Source organism: Gluconobacter sphaericus NBRC 12467, assembly GCF_006539125.1.
GTDB lineage: Bacteria > Pseudomonadota > Alphaproteobacteria > Acetobacterales > Acetobacteraceae > Gluconobacter > Gluconobacter sphaericus.
Genome location: NZ_BJMK01000003.1, coordinates 1 through 14,080, shown reverse-complemented (window position 1 = coordinate 14,080; position 14,080 = coordinate 1). Strand labels below are relative to the sequence as shown.

The following is a 14,080-nucleotide window of genomic DNA, read 5'->3' as shown; positions in this document are numbered from 1 at the left end:
CCAAGAACAATCTCATGATCGTGAAAGCGGACGGGTTTCTTTGATGTTGAGGAGCAGCGGACCTAATGATCAACACGAAGCATTTTCCCGGACTATGGATTTTGAAGCCTTCCACCCCGATCTGGACAAGACTCTGGCATATCCCGACGGAAGCAAGGGCAGACGGCGGCTTTTTTCCGGTACTGATGTTCAGAATCCTGGTGATCCAGACGCTAAACAATTTGTCGATAAACGGATAAAGTATCTGGTCAACGATCGCCTCTCCTTCATGAGCTTTCTTGGTCTGGGGCGTTCAGATCAGGTTCCGGATGCCAAAACGATCTGGCTGTTTCACGAACGTCTGAAACAGACGGGGGCCATTGAAAGACTGTTTGAGCGCCTTGATGCGACCCTACGTAACGCCAGCTATCTGCCGGCGTGTGGCCAGATCCGGGATGCCACACTGGTGCCCCCAAAGCAGCGCAATACCAACGCCGAGAAAGCGGATCTTCGAGAGGGAAATATGCCGCCGTCAGTGATGGCCCGCGATTGAGAGAGAGGCTGTTGTATAAGCCAGTACGTCATCAACCGTTTGGGCAGACACGGCCGATCGTTCAAAGGCAATGAAGACTCCGTGGAAAAGCAGAACTTGGTCTCAAAACTTCACGAAAAAAGCCAAGTCTCAAACCGATGCCCCAGCGTATCCAGAAGTCGAATACTGGAAAGTCCGTGATCAGCGCACGTATCGAGTATGTCTTTTCTGATCAGAGGTCGCAGACTGGGCTGTTCGTCCGGACAGTTGGCCCGCGCGAGCCAGCATGAGGATCGGGCTGACCAATATCGTCCACAACATGCACCACTTCCTCTGCCTGGAGAGGATCAGCGCGAGCGCGTAGCCACGCCAAAAGCCCAAAATCAGAACCACATTACATCAACCAACAGTTCTTCGATCACCCCACATGGCAGACTTGGCCGCACCACCTTTTCAAAAGGAGGCGTGTCGCGCCTCAGGAAACGACGTCAAATCCCGTATCTTCGACAACTTCCCTTAAAGCGGCGACCGAAAGCTGGGCCGGATCATAGGACACCGTGACCTTTCCTCTATCGAGCACGATGTCGACGCCCTTTACACCATTCACGGCCTCAAGGGCACGCTGGAGCTTGCCGAAACAGCCATTGCAGGACATTCCCTCGACCGTCATGTGCGCTGTTTCTGTCATGTCACGAAATCCTTCAGAGTGAGAGTCACACCCCTGTAACGAGACCCCACCATACGGTTCTGGGGTATAGTATATAACCACTCACAACAAAACTATTCTGGCCATAATCTAATTTCACTATTTTATTACGTTTTATATGCCATTGTGGGGTAAGATTGTACCTGTTGTCCGCGAAACAGATTCGACAAGTCATTTTTTCTGCGTCCCGAAAAATAATCTTTCCATATCCCCCCTGCGGGTATACTCTCATATGACATTCAAACGATGGATCGCTCTATTTTTTACCCTACTGCTGGGACTTCTGATGGTCAGGACACATGCCCGGATATGGATTGGCCTGCTGGCCTGCCTGCTGATGCAGGTCGGGCTTCTTCTCAGCACGTCTACCGTGCAGGCTCGGACTGCAGTCCCCCATCAGATGGCCATGGTGATGCACCACAAGACCCATCATCAGAAACCCAACAGTCCGGACTGCTGCAACACGTCAGCCTTCCATGCGATTTCCTATCCCCAGCAGTCTCCTGAAGGCTGCTGCCATACACATGCAGTCTCGACCGACCCCATGCTGACCGTGACGTCCATCCAGCCTTCGAGTCCCGTCACTCTCGTTACGCGCGCCTTTACGTCCGGACGGCACGACCGTTTCAACGGCACCGACTGGATCCCGGCCTCCCCCCCGCCGAAGCTCCGCGCGATCTGACACACGCCTGACAGGCGTGGACCCGTCCTGCTGCCTGCAAGGGACAGCCAGGACCTGCTCCTCTGTCATTTTTGCGGATTTTTCTCATGACCTTTCCGTCCCGCATCCGGGGCGGCCTGACACGACGGCGTTTCGTGACGGGGATTGGTGCAGGCGGCCTGCTGGTTTCCCTGCCCCGAAGCTCGCACGCATTCTCGTCCAAGGCCTCTTCTGGCATCATACCCCCCATGCCGTCCGACCGGTGGGATCTGAAGATCGGTCACACGCGCATCTCGCTCGATGGCAAAACCATGCACGCGCCAACCGCTGGTGGCACGGTGCCCGGCCCGATCCTACGCTGGAAACAGGGCGATACCGTCAGCATCAACGTCACCAACACGCTGAACGAGCCTACCTCGATCCACTGGCATGGCATCCGCACGCCCTCAAACATGGATGGCGTTCCGGGGCTGAGCTTTGGTGGCATCGCCCCCGGCGAGACTTTTACGTACCGCTTCAAACTCCATCAAAGCGGCACCTACTGGTATCACAGTCACTCCGGAATGCAGGAAGCGATGGGCCTGTATGGTGCGATGGTCATCGACCCGCGCCACCCGGACCCGAACGCCTGCGACCGCGATTACGTCATTTTCCTCGCCGAATGGACGGATGTCATGCCCCATGACATCGTCAGCAACCTCAAGATGCAGGACGATTATTACGTCTTCCGCCAACGCACGGCCGCATCCTTTCCGAAGGAAGCGCGCGAGGCCGGAAGTGCGGGTGCAGCGCTTTCAGGCCGTCTGGCCTGGTCGAAAATGCGCATGGCCGCAACCGATATCGCAGACGTCTCGGGCGCGATCTACACCTACACGCTGAACGGCCACGCCCCGGACATGAACTGGAGCGGCCTGTTCAACCCCGGCGAAAAAGTGCGCCTGCGTTTCATCAACGGCTCGACCATGACGTTCTTCGATGTCCGGATTCCGGGGCTCGAAATGCTGGTCGTACAGGCGGACGGCAACGATATCGAACCCGTCCCCGTGGACGAATTCCGCATCGGCGTGGCGGAAACCTATGACGTAATCGTCCAGCCGAAGGACGACCGCGCCTATGCCATTTTCGCCCAGAGCGAGGACCGCACCGGCTACGCAAGCGGCACCCTCGCCCCCTACGAAGGCATGATTGCGCCTCTCCCGCCAATGGACCCACGCCCGGTCCGTACCATGGTGGATATGGGCATGGGGAACATGAAACCCGGCGAAAGCATGCAGGACATGGATATGTCCGCAGACATGTCGGGCATGAAAATGGAGGGCGACGTGGCCGGCATGGACATGAACCACATGGCCATGCCGAAAATGGAAGTGGACGACCCCGGCCCGCCTCCCATCAATGTCGAAAACCAGATGCGCGCCATGATGCCCGTCGACCGAACCGGCAGCCCCGGCGACGGTCTGGAAAACAACGCCCGCCGCGTCCTGAACTATAAACAACTCCGCGCCACACGCCCCGGAGCGGACCTGCGACCGCCGACGCGGGAAATCATCCTGCACCTGACCGGCAACATGGAACGCTATATCTGGGGCATGAACGGCCGGAAGTTCTCGGAATCCGGCCCCATCCGCCTCAAACTCGGCGAGCGCGTTCGCTTTACGCTCATCAACGATACCATGATGGAACACCCGATCCATCTGCACGGCCTGTGGAGCGAGCTGGAAAACGGTCAGGGCGATTACCGCCCCTACAAGCACACCATCATTTCCCAGCCGGGTTCGAAGCTGAGCTATCTCGTGACAGCCGATACCCCTGGCATGTGGGCGTATCACTGCCACTTGCTATACCACATGGATCTGGGCATGTTCCGCACGGTGATCGTGGCATGAAACACGCCCTTTCCCCTGCAGTTCTGGCCCTTACAACTCTGTCATCCCTCGCACTGGCATCCGGCACGGCCTGCGCCGACCAGCCGGTCTATCACGCCGCCGATGCGCCGGAGGCGACGCCGGTCGTCTATATCGGCAACATCAAACCCTCGATGGATCAGGGCACCTGGCTGCATGGTATCTTCAATGAACTTGAAGGCCGCTATGCACCCGGCGGCACCGATTTCCGCTGGGATGGCGAAGCCTGGTTCGGCGGTGACTACAACAAGATCTGGCTGAAATCCGAAGGCACGCTGGAAAAAGGGCGCATGAGCGATGGCGACCATGAACTGCTCTATACACGCTCCATCTCGTCCTACTGGAACCTTCAGGGCGGCGTACGGATGGACCTCGATGACGGCCCGACCCGCACCTGGGGCGCGTTCGGCATTCAGGGTCTGGCGCTGTACGAGTTCGAGTTCGAGGCCACGGCCTATGTCAGCGATCGCGGACGTTTCGCCACCCGCGTGGAAGGCTCTTACGACTTCCTGCTGACCAACCGTCTGATCCTTCAGCCGCAGGCCGAGTTCAATTTCTACACGAAATCCGATGCGGGACGTCAGGCTGGCGCCGGCCTCTCGGATGTCGATGCAGGTCTGCGTCTGCGATACGAACTCTGGCGGAAATTCGCGCCCTACATAGCCGTGACCTACTCCGGATATCTCACTCAGGCCCGCCGGATCGCCCGTGACCAGCACGACGACACCGGCTCTGTCCGCTTCAGTCTCGGCGTCCGAAGCTGGTTCTGATCATCGATTTTCCATTAAAACAACGCCGAAAGCCCGACATCATGCGCAAGATTTTCCTCGCACTGACCGCCCTTCTCGCCACCAGCACAGCTTACGCCGATCCGTCTATGCTCGGCATGGACATAAGCCATGTGGATGTGGGCGGCAAAAGCCCCATGACCATGTCGTCCTCCAAAACACAAGACCCGATGGCCGGACTGAACATGAATCAACAGATGGCCCTGTGCGCGCATCTTGAGATACTCAACAAACAGAACACCCCGCTGGCGCCGAAAATGAAGCAGCAGCGCGCCGCGTGTCAAAAAATGAATATGGGTATGACGAGCCAGTCAGCACCAAGCGAAACGCTGGACCGCTGAAAGCACAGGCGTTTCAGCGCATCATCCGGCGAACGACCTGGAGAAGCTCGTCAATCGCGTCTTCCCCTCCGTCGTCCTGCACCGCACGACGCACACAGCCATTGGCGTGGGAGGACAGGATCTGAATGGACACACCATCCAGCGCCGACTTGATGGCGGAAATCTGGGTCAGGATATCCACGCAGTAGCGGTCGTTCTCGATCATGTTGAGAACACCGCCGACCTGACCTTCGATCCGGCGTACGCGGTTCGTCAGGGCTTTCTTACGGGGCTGCTCGACACGACGGCTGTCATCGTCCAGCGGCGCGCAGCTCTCACAGACAGCCGCTGCATGTTCTTTATGGGATAGTGCCATTCCAGGATCCGCCCTCTGCCAGAACATTTCGAACGTAACATCATGGGTTCATACCCGCCCAGTCTGGCACCCACAGGCCGGTGTATGCCCCCCTGCGACGGGAATTGCCAGTCCAACGATGCATCTGCGTGTTTCGGGATCGAAAAAAAAACGAGCCCCTTCGCAGAACAAAGAACATTCTGTTTCTACACTACCAAACAGGCCTTTCTTTTTATTCCGAGCGCTTCTTCCGCCTTCTGTCGCCCCAGCAGGGGTTTTCATAAAATTTATTTCTGAGGAGCTCCGGATGCAAATCATTCTCACTCCTCTTCCCGGACGGGCAGGATGCGCCTATCTAGGATGAAGGCCGAAGCCTTTGAGCCCGCGCCATCTTACCGGGGTACCGAACTGATGCTGTATCTGGATACACTACCCAAGGGCACTCATGCCGTGATCGAGAAGATCGAGCAGCGCGCGCCTCTGGACCCGATCGCCACACGACTGGAAGAGCTGGGCTTCGTCCCCGGCGAGGCCGTCCAGGTAGTCGCGACCGGGCCGATGGGCAGGGATCCGATCGCCGTGCGTCTGGGAACGTCGCGCTTTGCCCTGCGCCGGGGCGAAGCCGCCCGCGTGGGCCTGCGGACTGCCGCCTGATCTCCATGAGTTCGACAGCCTCGACACAAACGCCCGCCCCCAGCCTGCATATCGCCCTTGTCGGCAATCCGAACTGCGGCAAGACGTCCCTGTTCAACCAATTGACGGGAAGTCGGCAGAAGGTTGCGAACTATGCGGGCGTGACGGTCGAGCGCAAGGAAGGGTTTTTCACAACCCCCAGTGGCCGGGCGGTTCGCGTGTTGGACCTGCCGGGCGCCTACAGCCTTGATTCAACGAGCCCGGACGAGGACGTCACGCGTGATGTCTGTCTGGGACGTCACCGCTCCGAACCCCAACCCGAAATGCTGGTCGCCGTCATTTCGGCGACCAATCTGCGACTGCATCTGCGCTTCCTGCTGGAACTCAAACAGCTCGGCCTCCCCGTCATCGTCGCGCTGAACATGATGGATGAAGCCCAACGCAACGGCCTTCAGATTGACGTGGCCGGTTTGCAGGCCGATCTGGGCATGCCCATCGTCCCGGTCGTCAGCCTCAACCGCGCCGGCGTGGTGCCACTTCTGCAAGCCCTCGACCTGCCTCTTCCCGCCCCTCCCCCCCCCCTTCCGGCGGGGATCGATCCCCATATGGAAGTGCGGCGGCTTCTGGCGGTTCATGTCGTGGACCCATCCGCCGGAAAGGATCGCCTGACAGACCGTCTGGACCGGCTGTTCCTGCATCCGATCTGGGGACCGGTCATTCTTCTGGTCGTGCTGTTCGTCATGTTCCAGACCGTCTTCGCCTGGGCGCAGCCACTCATGGACGGGCTGGACAGCGGGATTTCGACATTCGGGCAGATCGTTCTCAAGCCATTACCGGACGGTATCCTGCACAGCCTTCTGGCCGATGGCGTGATTGCTGGTGCAGGCACGGTCATCGTGTTCCTGCCGCAAATCCTCATTCTGTTCCTGTGGATCCTCGCCCTGGAGGAATCCGGCTATCTGCCACGCGCGGCGTTCCTACTGGACCGGCTGATGGCACTGGCCGGGCTGAGCGGCCGCTCTTTCATTCCGCTGCTGTCGAGCTTCGCCTGCGCCATTCCGGGCATCATGGCGGCCCGGACGATCCAGAACCCACGGGACCGCCTGGTCACAATCCTGATCGCGCCACTCATGACGTGCTCGGCCCGTCTGCCAGTCTATACGCTGCTAATCGGCGCATTCGTGCCGCATCATACAGTGCTCGGGATTTTCGGGCTTCAGGGGCTGGTACTGTTCGGACTCTATGCCGTGGCGATCGTCAGCGGCGTGATTGCTGCCCGTGTCATGACGAGGGGGGTCAAATCCGAAGAACATCCGCTGCTGCTCGAACTCCCCCCCTATCGCCGCCCGAACCTCAAAAGTCTCGCACTCGGACTGTGGCAGCGGGCCGTGATGTTTCTCTCGCGCGTGGGCACGATCATCGTCTCGCTGAACGTGCTGCTCTGGGCGCTGTCGAGCTTCCCGCTACCGCCCGCGGGCGCTCCAGGTGCGGCCATCGATTACAGTCTGGCCGGACGCATCGGCCATCTGATGCAATGGGTCTTCGCCCCCATCGGCTTCAACTGGCAGATCTGCGTTTCGCTGATTCCGGGTCTTGCGGCGCGTGAGGTGGCCGTCAGTTCACTGGCGACCGTCTATGCCATCGGGGCCACGGATGACGGCGCGGCCGACAAACTCCTGCCACTGCTCTCGACACAGTGGAGTATGGCTACCGCATTCTCGCTGCTGGCGTGGTATGTTTATGCGCCGCAATGCATTTCCACGCTGGCTGTCATGCGACGGGAAACCGGCTCCATCAGAACCGTTCTATGGGCTGCGGCGTATCTGTTCGGGCTGGCCTATCTAGCTGCGTTCCTGACCTATCACATCACCCGCGCCATTACGGGAGTTCCCTGATGATCGAAGTTGCTGTTGCCCTGCTGATTGTCTGCGCCGCCGCCATTTACTGGTATGCGCGCCTCTTCCCTCAGGGCTGGGGCCGCCTGCGCACGGCCGTGGGTCTGTCCGCACCACAGCCCACCATCAGTAAGGGTTGCGGCGGCTGCTCGGGCTGTGACCGTTCTGGTAAGGGCGGCTGCCACTAAAACAGCCGCACTACGAGGGCAGAATTCCTGAAGGTCCGGACTGTTGCGCTCGACTGCAAAGCTGGCATAGACAGCGCGTAACCGCGCTTGTCCGTCGTGGTCTTCAGATGCAGCTTCTCTCTACGGACCCGACTGACCCGCTCTTCACAGAGCACGAGCAGCTTTTTGCTAATATCTAGGAGAGCATAGCCCCTTCGCGTCCACCGGATACGGCTCGACCTCAACCTGAGCCATCTCCAAGCAGGCAGATTTCGAGAAGTGCAGGCGCATGTCGCTTGATGCCAATTTCGAGACGCTGGAATATGCTCGCTCGGCCTGACGGTTGCGATCAACATCATCGCAGATCCGTCCTGGATTCGGGAACGCTTCGAAGCCGTGCGTCAGTGGTGTCTCGAAATCCCGGATATCTTGAACATCTCCGTCACGAAACCCTATCCAGGCGCCTGAACACGCGCGATTATCGCCTGTTCGACATCCAGAGCGCCGTCCTACCGGCCACCCTGCCCGAGGTCTACTAAGGAACTGATCAAGCCGCAGCAGGTGCTGAACACCAAGCACATGGGCTGAGAAGCGCTGAAAGGCACGGTCAGGATGGTGGCGGGAGTGGGCTGAGGCGCCAGACATTCTCCGACGCCGGGCAGCGGCCTTTCAACCCGCCTTCAACGGCCCGACTTTCCAGAAGCGTCAACGCGTAGGCCAGACCATAACATTCGCGCAGGAACGTCTCCCTGACGGAAAAAGGCGGTCCCTTCAGGCAGGACTGGTCGTAGTCAAGTGTAACGAGGAGTTCGGGAACCGGGCCGGTCAGGGATAGGAGATGAGCAGCATAGGCCCGACGCAGGTCTTCTGGCAGGGCGATCAGCGCGGCACGATCGTAAATACCGCCCATCGGGCCAAGCAGATCGGGCGTCAGATCGAAAATATTGCCTGCAAAAATACGAATATTCCCGGCGGAAAAACAACGCAACGGCCCTACATCCACAATGTCGGGCGTAATGCCGAGGTCGCTAAAAAACCGGCGCACGGCGATATCGCTCAGCTCACATCCGGTCACGTGAAAGCCTTGCTCCGCGAGCCAGACCATGTCCTGACTCATGCCGCACAGAGGCACGAAAATCCGCGCTCCCTCTGGAAGATCCAGCGCCCCAATATGACGGGTCAGGAGCGGATTGGCCTGTGGTTCATGAAAGCCCGTCTCGCCGCGCTCCCATTTTTCCTGCCAGAAAACGGCATTCAATTTTACGTCCATAAATCCGGCTTGCTTCCTGCTTTTTCCGACTGAGACTGTGCCGGGTTCTGCTGGCGAGACAATGGCATGTGTCGGGAAAATGTGAGAAAAGCCGCTCATGGTCATGCTCACCCCCTCCCAGCGGCAGGCGCTTGATGAAATCATTTCCGCACATGCCGCAGGACGGCCGACGCATCTTCTGACGGGATATGCGGGCAGCGGAAAAACGACGCTGATGCAGGCTGTTGCCCGGCATTTCATGAGCGAGAAAAAGGTGGTGGTCATCACAGCCCCTACCCACAAGGCCACTGCCGTCCTACGCTCAAAAGTAGACCGGGACGTTGATTGCCGCACGATCCAGAGCCTGCTGAGCCTTCAGCCATCCTCACAGGGCACGACCACAACCCTCGTGCGCTCCAAGAGGCCGCAGACAATCGCCGACGGGGTCGTGATCGTCGATGAATGCTCCATGCTGTCCGCGGAACTGATGAACTGGATCCGCGATCTTCTGCGTTACTGCTTCGTGCTGTTCGTAGGCGATCCGGCCCAGCTTCCACCCGTGGGAGAGGCTGCGTCCCCGTCCTTTTCAGTCCCCTCACGCTCCCATCTCGAAACCGTCGTTCGGCAGGCGGCGGGTAATCCTATCCTGGAAGCCGCCACCATCATCCGCCACAGTCAGGGAAGTGAAGTCGACTGGAGCTGGGTACGCGATGCGCGTCAGGACCAGATGGGCCTGTTCCTGCCCAAGGATGTGGAGAGCTGGGTACGCAAGGCCTTCCTGTCCGACGCTTTTGAGGCCGATAACGACTGGTGTCGCTATCTGTGCTGGACGAATGCACGTGTGCATCAGATCAACCGGATGGTCCGGCTCTGGCGCTATGGCGGCGAAACACCCACCCCTTTCATGCCCGGCGAGCGTGTCGTATCCCGCTCGCCCTTCTCCATCCAGCAGGAAGAAAGCGGACCGCGTCAGGCCATCGCCACGAACGAGGAAGTCCTCGTCATGGACATCAAACCCGGTCGGCTGTCCTACAAATTCGAGCTCTGCAAGGACATCCCGGCCTGGGTCGCGGATCTCGCGTCATGGGAAGTGACACTCCTGACCATGGCGGGCGAGGAAATTACCGGCCATATCGTGCAGAATCCGAAAGGTCTGGAGGCCGTGGATCGGCGGCTGATGCAGGAAGCGAAACAGCAGCACCGACGCTGGAGCCACCGCTTCGCATTTCACAACGCGCTACTGCAGCTTCAAGCGATCTATGCCATGACGGTCCATACGGCTCAGGGCAGCACGTTCAGAAACGTGTTCGTGGATCTCGGCGATATCGGCCGCCGCGCCCGGCAGAACCCGCTGGAGACGCAACAGCTCTGCTACGTAGCGGTGACGCGGGCGACCGACATGGTGTTCCTCGTCAACACGGCGGGTCTTTCCGCACGATAGGCCGCGACGCCCACAGCGAGGCCAGAATGGACCCCGAAACATTGTGCCAGATGGAGAACACTGCTCCTGGTAGCGCCGCCAGCGGCGAGAAATAAAGCCGTCCCAGCGTCGCGGCGAGACCCGAGTTCTGCATCCCGACTTCCAGCGCCAGCGTACGACAGACCGTTTCGTCAAAGCCGAGCAGCCGCCCGCCCCAGTAGCCTCCCAAAAGCCCGATCCCGTTATGCAGGATAACCGCCAGAAGCATGATCGGGCCAGCCTCTTTCAGGGACGGCCCCACGCCCGCGACGATGGCCCCGATGATAAGCAGTATCGATATCATGGCCACAAACGGCAAGGCTGGCTCGACCCGGCGAACCACACGGTGGCACAGGGTATTCAAAATCACCCCCGCCAGAACGGGCAGCGCCACCATCGTCAGAATACTGCGAAACAACGCCCAACTATCCACGGCGACACCCGCAGACACATAGAACCGCACCAGAAGCGGTGTCGCGACGATCCCGAAAAGGGTTGAAAACGCGCTGATGCTGACCGAAAGCGCGACATCCCCACGCGACAGATAAATCATGACATTCGAAGCCGTGCCGCTCGATACGCAGCCAACCAGGACCATGCCCGTTGCCAACGCAGGCGGCATCGACAGCAGATGTGCAATCCCCCAGGCCGCGAGCGGCATGACGAGATAATGCAAGCCCACGCCCGCCAGAACCGGCGCGGGACGGCGCAGAATCCGGCCGAAATCAGCAGGCGTCAGCGATACGCCCATCGTGAACATTACGAAGGCCAGAAGCGGCGTGATAACAGGAACCAGCGTCAGAAACGGTCCGGGCCGCAGCAGTGCGAGGGCGGACACCAGAACAGCCCAGAAGGGAAAGAGGCGCGTCATCATCGAAGCGGAACCGAGGGAAAAAAATATTTCTCAGGAGACATTCAACTCATCTTGGTGGAGATGACAGGAATGCCCTTATGCCGGGCAACAGCCGGCCCGTCATCCCTTCCAATGGAGAACGCAGAACAGAGGCAGCCCGAAAAATACCATTAACGCGCTAGGGACTGGCCTGCGTTTATTACGCTTAAGAAAGCCGACGAGCGTCTTCCTGCATTTAGCGAAAGAATACGCACAACCCCCTCAACAACCCATGCGCCATCAATAACTACTCATTCAAATAACATCCTGAAATAAATTGAATTTATTCACATTATTTTTATTTATTATTTAATTAAATATAAAATTTTTATTATAAATAATCGCTACATCCTATAATATATCCCCACATCTTCCGGTATAGTATTTCGTTTTTCTTTTAATTACCTCGGCCATGCTTCCCTGATTGTTGGGACTGCAGCTTGGCGCCCTGTTCATGGTCATGGCGTATGACAGGCGCTCCGCATCATGCTGGGCCGTCAGACGCCCTTGTGCTGCTGGTGTCTGGCTGCGGCCTGTCTTTCATACTCTAGGCTTTGGCTAAATCGACGGGCGTGTTCCGCTCTGTCTTTCCGGTCCGGGTGACAAGATTTTACCGGAATTTTCTGCTAGACTTGCTATCCGACCTACGTCTGATCGGCAGGAAACGGCGGTCCATGACTAAGGTCGTCCGGGTCGGGCAAATCGTCCTGAGCATGGAGCAACTAATCGCCCATACCAAAGCCACCAACTCCGGATCCAAAGACCGATGACGTCATGCCACCTTTTCAATGGGCGGAAACCAACAGTAGCCTCCGACTAATCCTCTCCAGCATCACGGGATGTCTCATCATTCGAGTTAACTGAGACGGCGGAACAACATTCTGGAAGAAGCCTGAAGCAGCCTCCCGAATCCGTAATATCAGGGCACAAAAATGAAAGTTATGATGTCCCCCCCCTGAAAGAGCTCCTCGCCCGGAGCATTCCGCCGCTTCAGGGGCGATGATGGTCCTGAAATGATTTTTTAGGTTTCCGTAATACGATCAAAGTGCCAAAAGCCCTCGCGTTCGGGGCGCTCAGGTCGCCGTTCCAGTCAGGAAGTCCGTCGTGTTCAAAACGCTCTCCGGCCCGGTGATCGCGGGCCTCTGCGCCCTGTTCGCCTCGACCTTTATTGCGGTGACGACCGAGGTCGCACCGGTTGGTCTGCTGATCGACATGGCCAAGTCCTTCAACATTACGGAAGGTCATGCCGGGCTAGCCGTCAGCGCCTATGCGCTGCTCGTCGCATTCGGGGCCGTGCCCATCACAATCGCCACGAGCCGCATGGACCGCAAGATGCTCATGCTGCTCTGCTTGGCAGGATACGTCATCTCCAACCTGATTTCCGCCATGGCGCCAAACTTTGCCATTGTCTGTGCAGGACGCGCCCTGGGCGGCTTGTCACACGCGCTGATGATGTCCATTGCGGCCGCCTATGCGGCCCATCTGGTGCCCGAGCGCATGACCGGGCGCGCCATTTCCTTTGTCTTCGGCGGCACATCGCTAGGATCGGTTCTGGGCGTTCCGGGAGCGGCTGCGATCAGCCAATTCGCAAGTTGGCGCGTAGCCCTTTACGTCATTGCGGGCCTAGCGACTCTGCTGACGATCTTCATTGCGCTCTATCTTCCGCCCGTTCGCGGGGCGGACACAAAGGCGCTCAAGGTTCCAACCATCCGCTCCCCACAGGCCGCGCGCATTTTCGGCGTCGTGATCGGCGTGAATGCTGTGTTCTTCTTCGCCCATAACCTGCTCTACACCTATGTCTCCCCGCTTCTGTTATCACATGGCCTGCCGGAGCACCTGCTGAGCGTCGCACTTCTTATTACTGGCGGCGTCAGCATTTTCGGTCTGTGGGGTGCGGGGCAAGTCGTGGACCATTGGCCGGCAGCCGGACTATTCGGCGGCGGCCTAGCCATGCTCACGGGCATGATCCTGGTTTACGGACACTTGATTTCCGCATGGCCGAGCGTGGGCGCCGTCGGGCTATGGTGCATGGGTTATGCCGCTATCATCCCCTTCGTCATGTCGGGCGCAATCCGCGCGCGAGCGACCAGCGCGGATGTGGCCGGTGCCGCTATCAACGGCAGCAGCAATTTCGGTATTCTTCTGGGCTCCGCCATCGGTGGCCATCTTCTGAGCACGCTGGGCTTTGCGGTGCTGTGCCCGGCCTCCGTCATAATCGCGCTGGGCGGTATCCTGCTCGCAGCGTTCAATCCCGCAGCGTTTCCCCGCCGCCTCCAGCAGGACTGAAAAACTCCAGCGGACACTCCTAGGTGTTTGATCTCGTGGTTTGATGGTGTGCTATTTTCACGAGAGTAGAAGGAAGCCTTATGGGACAGAGACGTCATGGGAGCGCCACGACTACGTACGCCGTGCGAGCAGCAATACAGCGATCGCAGGCTTCGCTCGCGTCGCTGAGCAAGGAGTTCGGGATCAACCCGAAAACAGTTGCAAAGTGGCGGAAGCGACAGAGTGTCGAAGATCAGAAGACAGGCCCTAAAGAT

Annotated in this window: 13 protein-coding genes and 3 pseudogenes; 12 read left to right on the top strand and 4 right to left on the bottom strand. The window is 58.7% G+C overall.

All coding sequences use genetic code 11. The features are described from left to right. Positions 1-24: 24 nt before the first annotated feature. Positions 25-875: pseudogene (locus GSP01_RS03225) on the top strand (transposase); the annotation flags it as partial. A gap of 111 nt (positions 876-986) precedes the next feature. On the opposite strand, the gene GSP01_RS03220 reads toward GSP01_RS03225, so the two are convergent. Next, positions 987-1,199, bottom strand: a complete 213-nt coding sequence (locus tag GSP01_RS03220; RefSeq protein WP_141350689.1) for a heavy-metal-associated domain-containing protein — start codon at positions 1,197-1,199, stop codon at positions 987-989. A gap of 250 nt (positions 1,200-1,449) precedes the next feature. On the opposite strand from GSP01_RS03220, the gene GSP01_RS03215 reads away from it, so the two are divergent. From GSP01_RS03215 to GSP01_RS03200, 4 genes are all read left to right on the top strand, one after another. Further along, positions 1,450-1,899: a hypothetical protein gene (locus GSP01_RS03215; RefSeq protein WP_167495466.1), complete on the top strand. Its 450-nt coding sequence runs from the start codon at positions 1,450-1,452 to the stop codon at positions 1,897-1,899. Between the two features lie 86 nt (positions 1,900-1,985). Then, complete coding sequence (locus GSP01_RS03210) at positions 1,986-3,764, top strand: copper resistance system multicopper oxidase (protein WP_141350685.1); 1,779 nt, start codon at positions 1,986-1,988, stop codon at positions 3,762-3,764. Beyond that, complete coding sequence (locus tag GSP01_RS03205) at positions 3,761-4,552, top strand: copper resistance protein B (RefSeq protein ID WP_141350683.1); 792 nt, start codon at positions 3,761-3,763, stop codon at positions 4,550-4,552. The genes GSP01_RS03210 and GSP01_RS03205 overlap by 4 nt, the downstream gene beginning before the upstream one ends. Positions 4,553-4,593: 41 nt before the next feature. After that, entirely contained in the window at positions 4,594-4,911 is a 318-nt protein-coding gene (locus tag GSP01_RS03200; RefSeq protein ID WP_141350681.1) for a hypothetical protein, read from the top strand. Between the two features lie 13 nt (positions 4,912-4,924). Here the strand turns inward: GSP01_RS03200 and GSP01_RS03195 are convergent, their stop codons facing one another. Then, positions 4,925-5,266 carry a metal-sensitive transcriptional regulator gene (locus tag GSP01_RS03195; RefSeq protein WP_141350679.1) on the bottom strand — a complete coding sequence of 114 codons (342 nt, stop codon included), beginning with the start codon at positions 5,264-5,266 and terminating at the stop codon, positions 4,925-4,927. A gap of 390 nt (positions 5,267-5,656) precedes the next feature. Here GSP01_RS03195 and GSP01_RS03190 point away from each other — a divergent pair, with 390 nt between their 5' ends. From GSP01_RS03190 to GSP01_RS15060, 4 genes and pseudogenes are all read left to right on the top strand, one after another. Next, the gene (locus tag GSP01_RS03190; protein WP_141350967.1) at positions 5,657-5,899 is read left to right on the top strand and encodes a FeoA family protein; all 243 of its coding nucleotides are present in this window, start codon (positions 5,657-5,659) and stop codon (positions 5,897-5,899) included. 5 nt (positions 5,900-5,904) lie between these two features. Beyond that, the gene (gene feoB, locus GSP01_RS03185; protein ID WP_141350677.1) at positions 5,905-7,773 is read left to right on the top strand and encodes a ferrous iron transporter B; all 1,869 of its coding nucleotides are present in this window, start codon (positions 5,905-5,907) and stop codon (positions 7,771-7,773) included. Beyond that, positions 7,773-7,961, top strand: coding sequence for a hypothetical protein (locus GSP01_RS03180; RefSeq protein WP_141350675.1), 189 nt, complete (start codon positions 7,773-7,775; stop codon positions 7,959-7,961). Before feoB ends, GSP01_RS03180 begins: the two co-directional genes overlap by 1 nt. Positions 7,962-8,223: 262 nt before the next feature. After that, a pseudogene (locus tag GSP01_RS15060) lies at positions 8,224-8,525 on the top strand (hopanoid C-3 methylase HpnR); the annotation flags it as partial. A 22-nt stretch (positions 8,526-8,547) separates the two neighbouring features. On the opposite strand, the gene tmpT reads toward GSP01_RS15060, so the two are convergent. After that, positions 8,548-9,210, bottom strand: coding sequence for a thiopurine S-methyltransferase (gene tmpT, locus GSP01_RS03170; RefSeq protein ID WP_141350965.1), 663 nt, complete (start codon positions 9,208-9,210; stop codon positions 8,548-8,550). Between the two features lie 97 nt (positions 9,211-9,307). Here tmpT and GSP01_RS03165 point away from each other — a divergent pair, with 97 nt between their 5' ends. After that, positions 9,308-10,630, top strand: coding sequence for an ATP-dependent DNA helicase (locus tag GSP01_RS03165; RefSeq protein ID WP_141350673.1), 1,323 nt, complete (start codon positions 9,308-9,310; stop codon positions 10,628-10,630). Here GSP01_RS03165 and panS read toward each other — a convergent pair. Next, positions 10,602-11,522 carry a ketopantoate/pantoate/pantothenate transporter PanS gene (panS, locus tag GSP01_RS03160; protein ID WP_141350671.1) on the bottom strand — a complete coding sequence of 307 codons (921 nt, stop codon included), beginning with the start codon at positions 11,520-11,522 and terminating at the stop codon, positions 10,602-10,604. The two genes, GSP01_RS03165 and panS, sit on opposite strands and share 29 nt — an antisense overlap. Positions 11,523-12,644: 1,122 nt before the next feature. Here panS and GSP01_RS03155 point away from each other — a divergent pair. After that, a complete protein-coding gene (locus GSP01_RS03155; protein WP_141350669.1) occupies positions 12,645-13,826 on the top strand; it encodes an MFS transporter in 1,182 nt (393 codons plus the stop codon). 80 nt (positions 13,827-13,906) lie between these two features. Beyond that, a pseudogene (locus GSP01_RS03150) lies at positions 13,907-14,080 on the top strand (IS481 family transposase); the annotation flags it as partial.

Excerpts from the sequence above, each read along its gene's own strand:
- GSP01_RS03165 (WP_141350673.1), top strand. The coding sequence starts at position 9,308 with ATGGTCATGCTCACCCCCTCCCAGCGGCAGGCGCTTGATGAAATCATT.
- GSP01_RS03195 (WP_141350679.1), bottom strand. The coding sequence starts at position 5,266 with ATGGCACTATCCCATAAAGAACATGCAGCGGCTGTCTGTGAGAGCTGC.
- GSP01_RS03205 (WP_141350683.1), top strand. The coding sequence starts at position 3,761 with ATGAAACACGCCCTTTCCCCTGCAGTTCTGGCCCTTACAACTCTGTCA.
- feoB (WP_141350677.1), top strand. The coding sequence starts at position 5,905 with ATGAGTTCGACAGCCTCGACACAAACGCCCGCCCCCAGCCTGCATATC.
- GSP01_RS03190 (WP_141350967.1), top strand. The coding sequence starts at position 5,657 with ATGCTGTATCTGGATACACTACCCAAGGGCACTCATGCCGTGATCGAG.
- GSP01_RS03200 (WP_141350681.1), top strand. The coding sequence starts at position 4,594 with ATGCGCAAGATTTTCCTCGCACTGACCGCCCTTCTCGCCACCAGCACA.
- GSP01_RS03215 (WP_167495466.1), top strand. The coding sequence starts at position 1,450 with ATGACATTCAAACGATGGATCGCTCTATTTTTTACCCTACTGCTGGGA.
- GSP01_RS03210 (WP_141350685.1), top strand. The coding sequence starts at position 1,986 with ATGACCTTTCCGTCCCGCATCCGGGGCGGCCTGACACGACGGCGTTTC.
- tmpT (WP_141350965.1), bottom strand. The coding sequence starts at position 9,210 with ATGGACGTAAAATTGAATGCCGTTTTCTGGCAGGAAAAATGGGAGCGC.
- GSP01_RS03220 (WP_141350689.1), bottom strand. The coding sequence starts at position 1,199 with ATGACAGAAACAGCGCACATGACGGTCGAGGGAATGTCCTGCAATGGC.
- panS (WP_141350671.1), bottom strand. The coding sequence starts at position 11,522 with ATGATGACGCGCCTCTTTCCCTTCTGGGCTGTTCTGGTGTCCGCCCTC.
- GSP01_RS03180 (WP_141350675.1), top strand. The coding sequence starts at position 7,773 with ATGATCGAAGTTGCTGTTGCCCTGCTGATTGTCTGCGCCGCCGCCATT.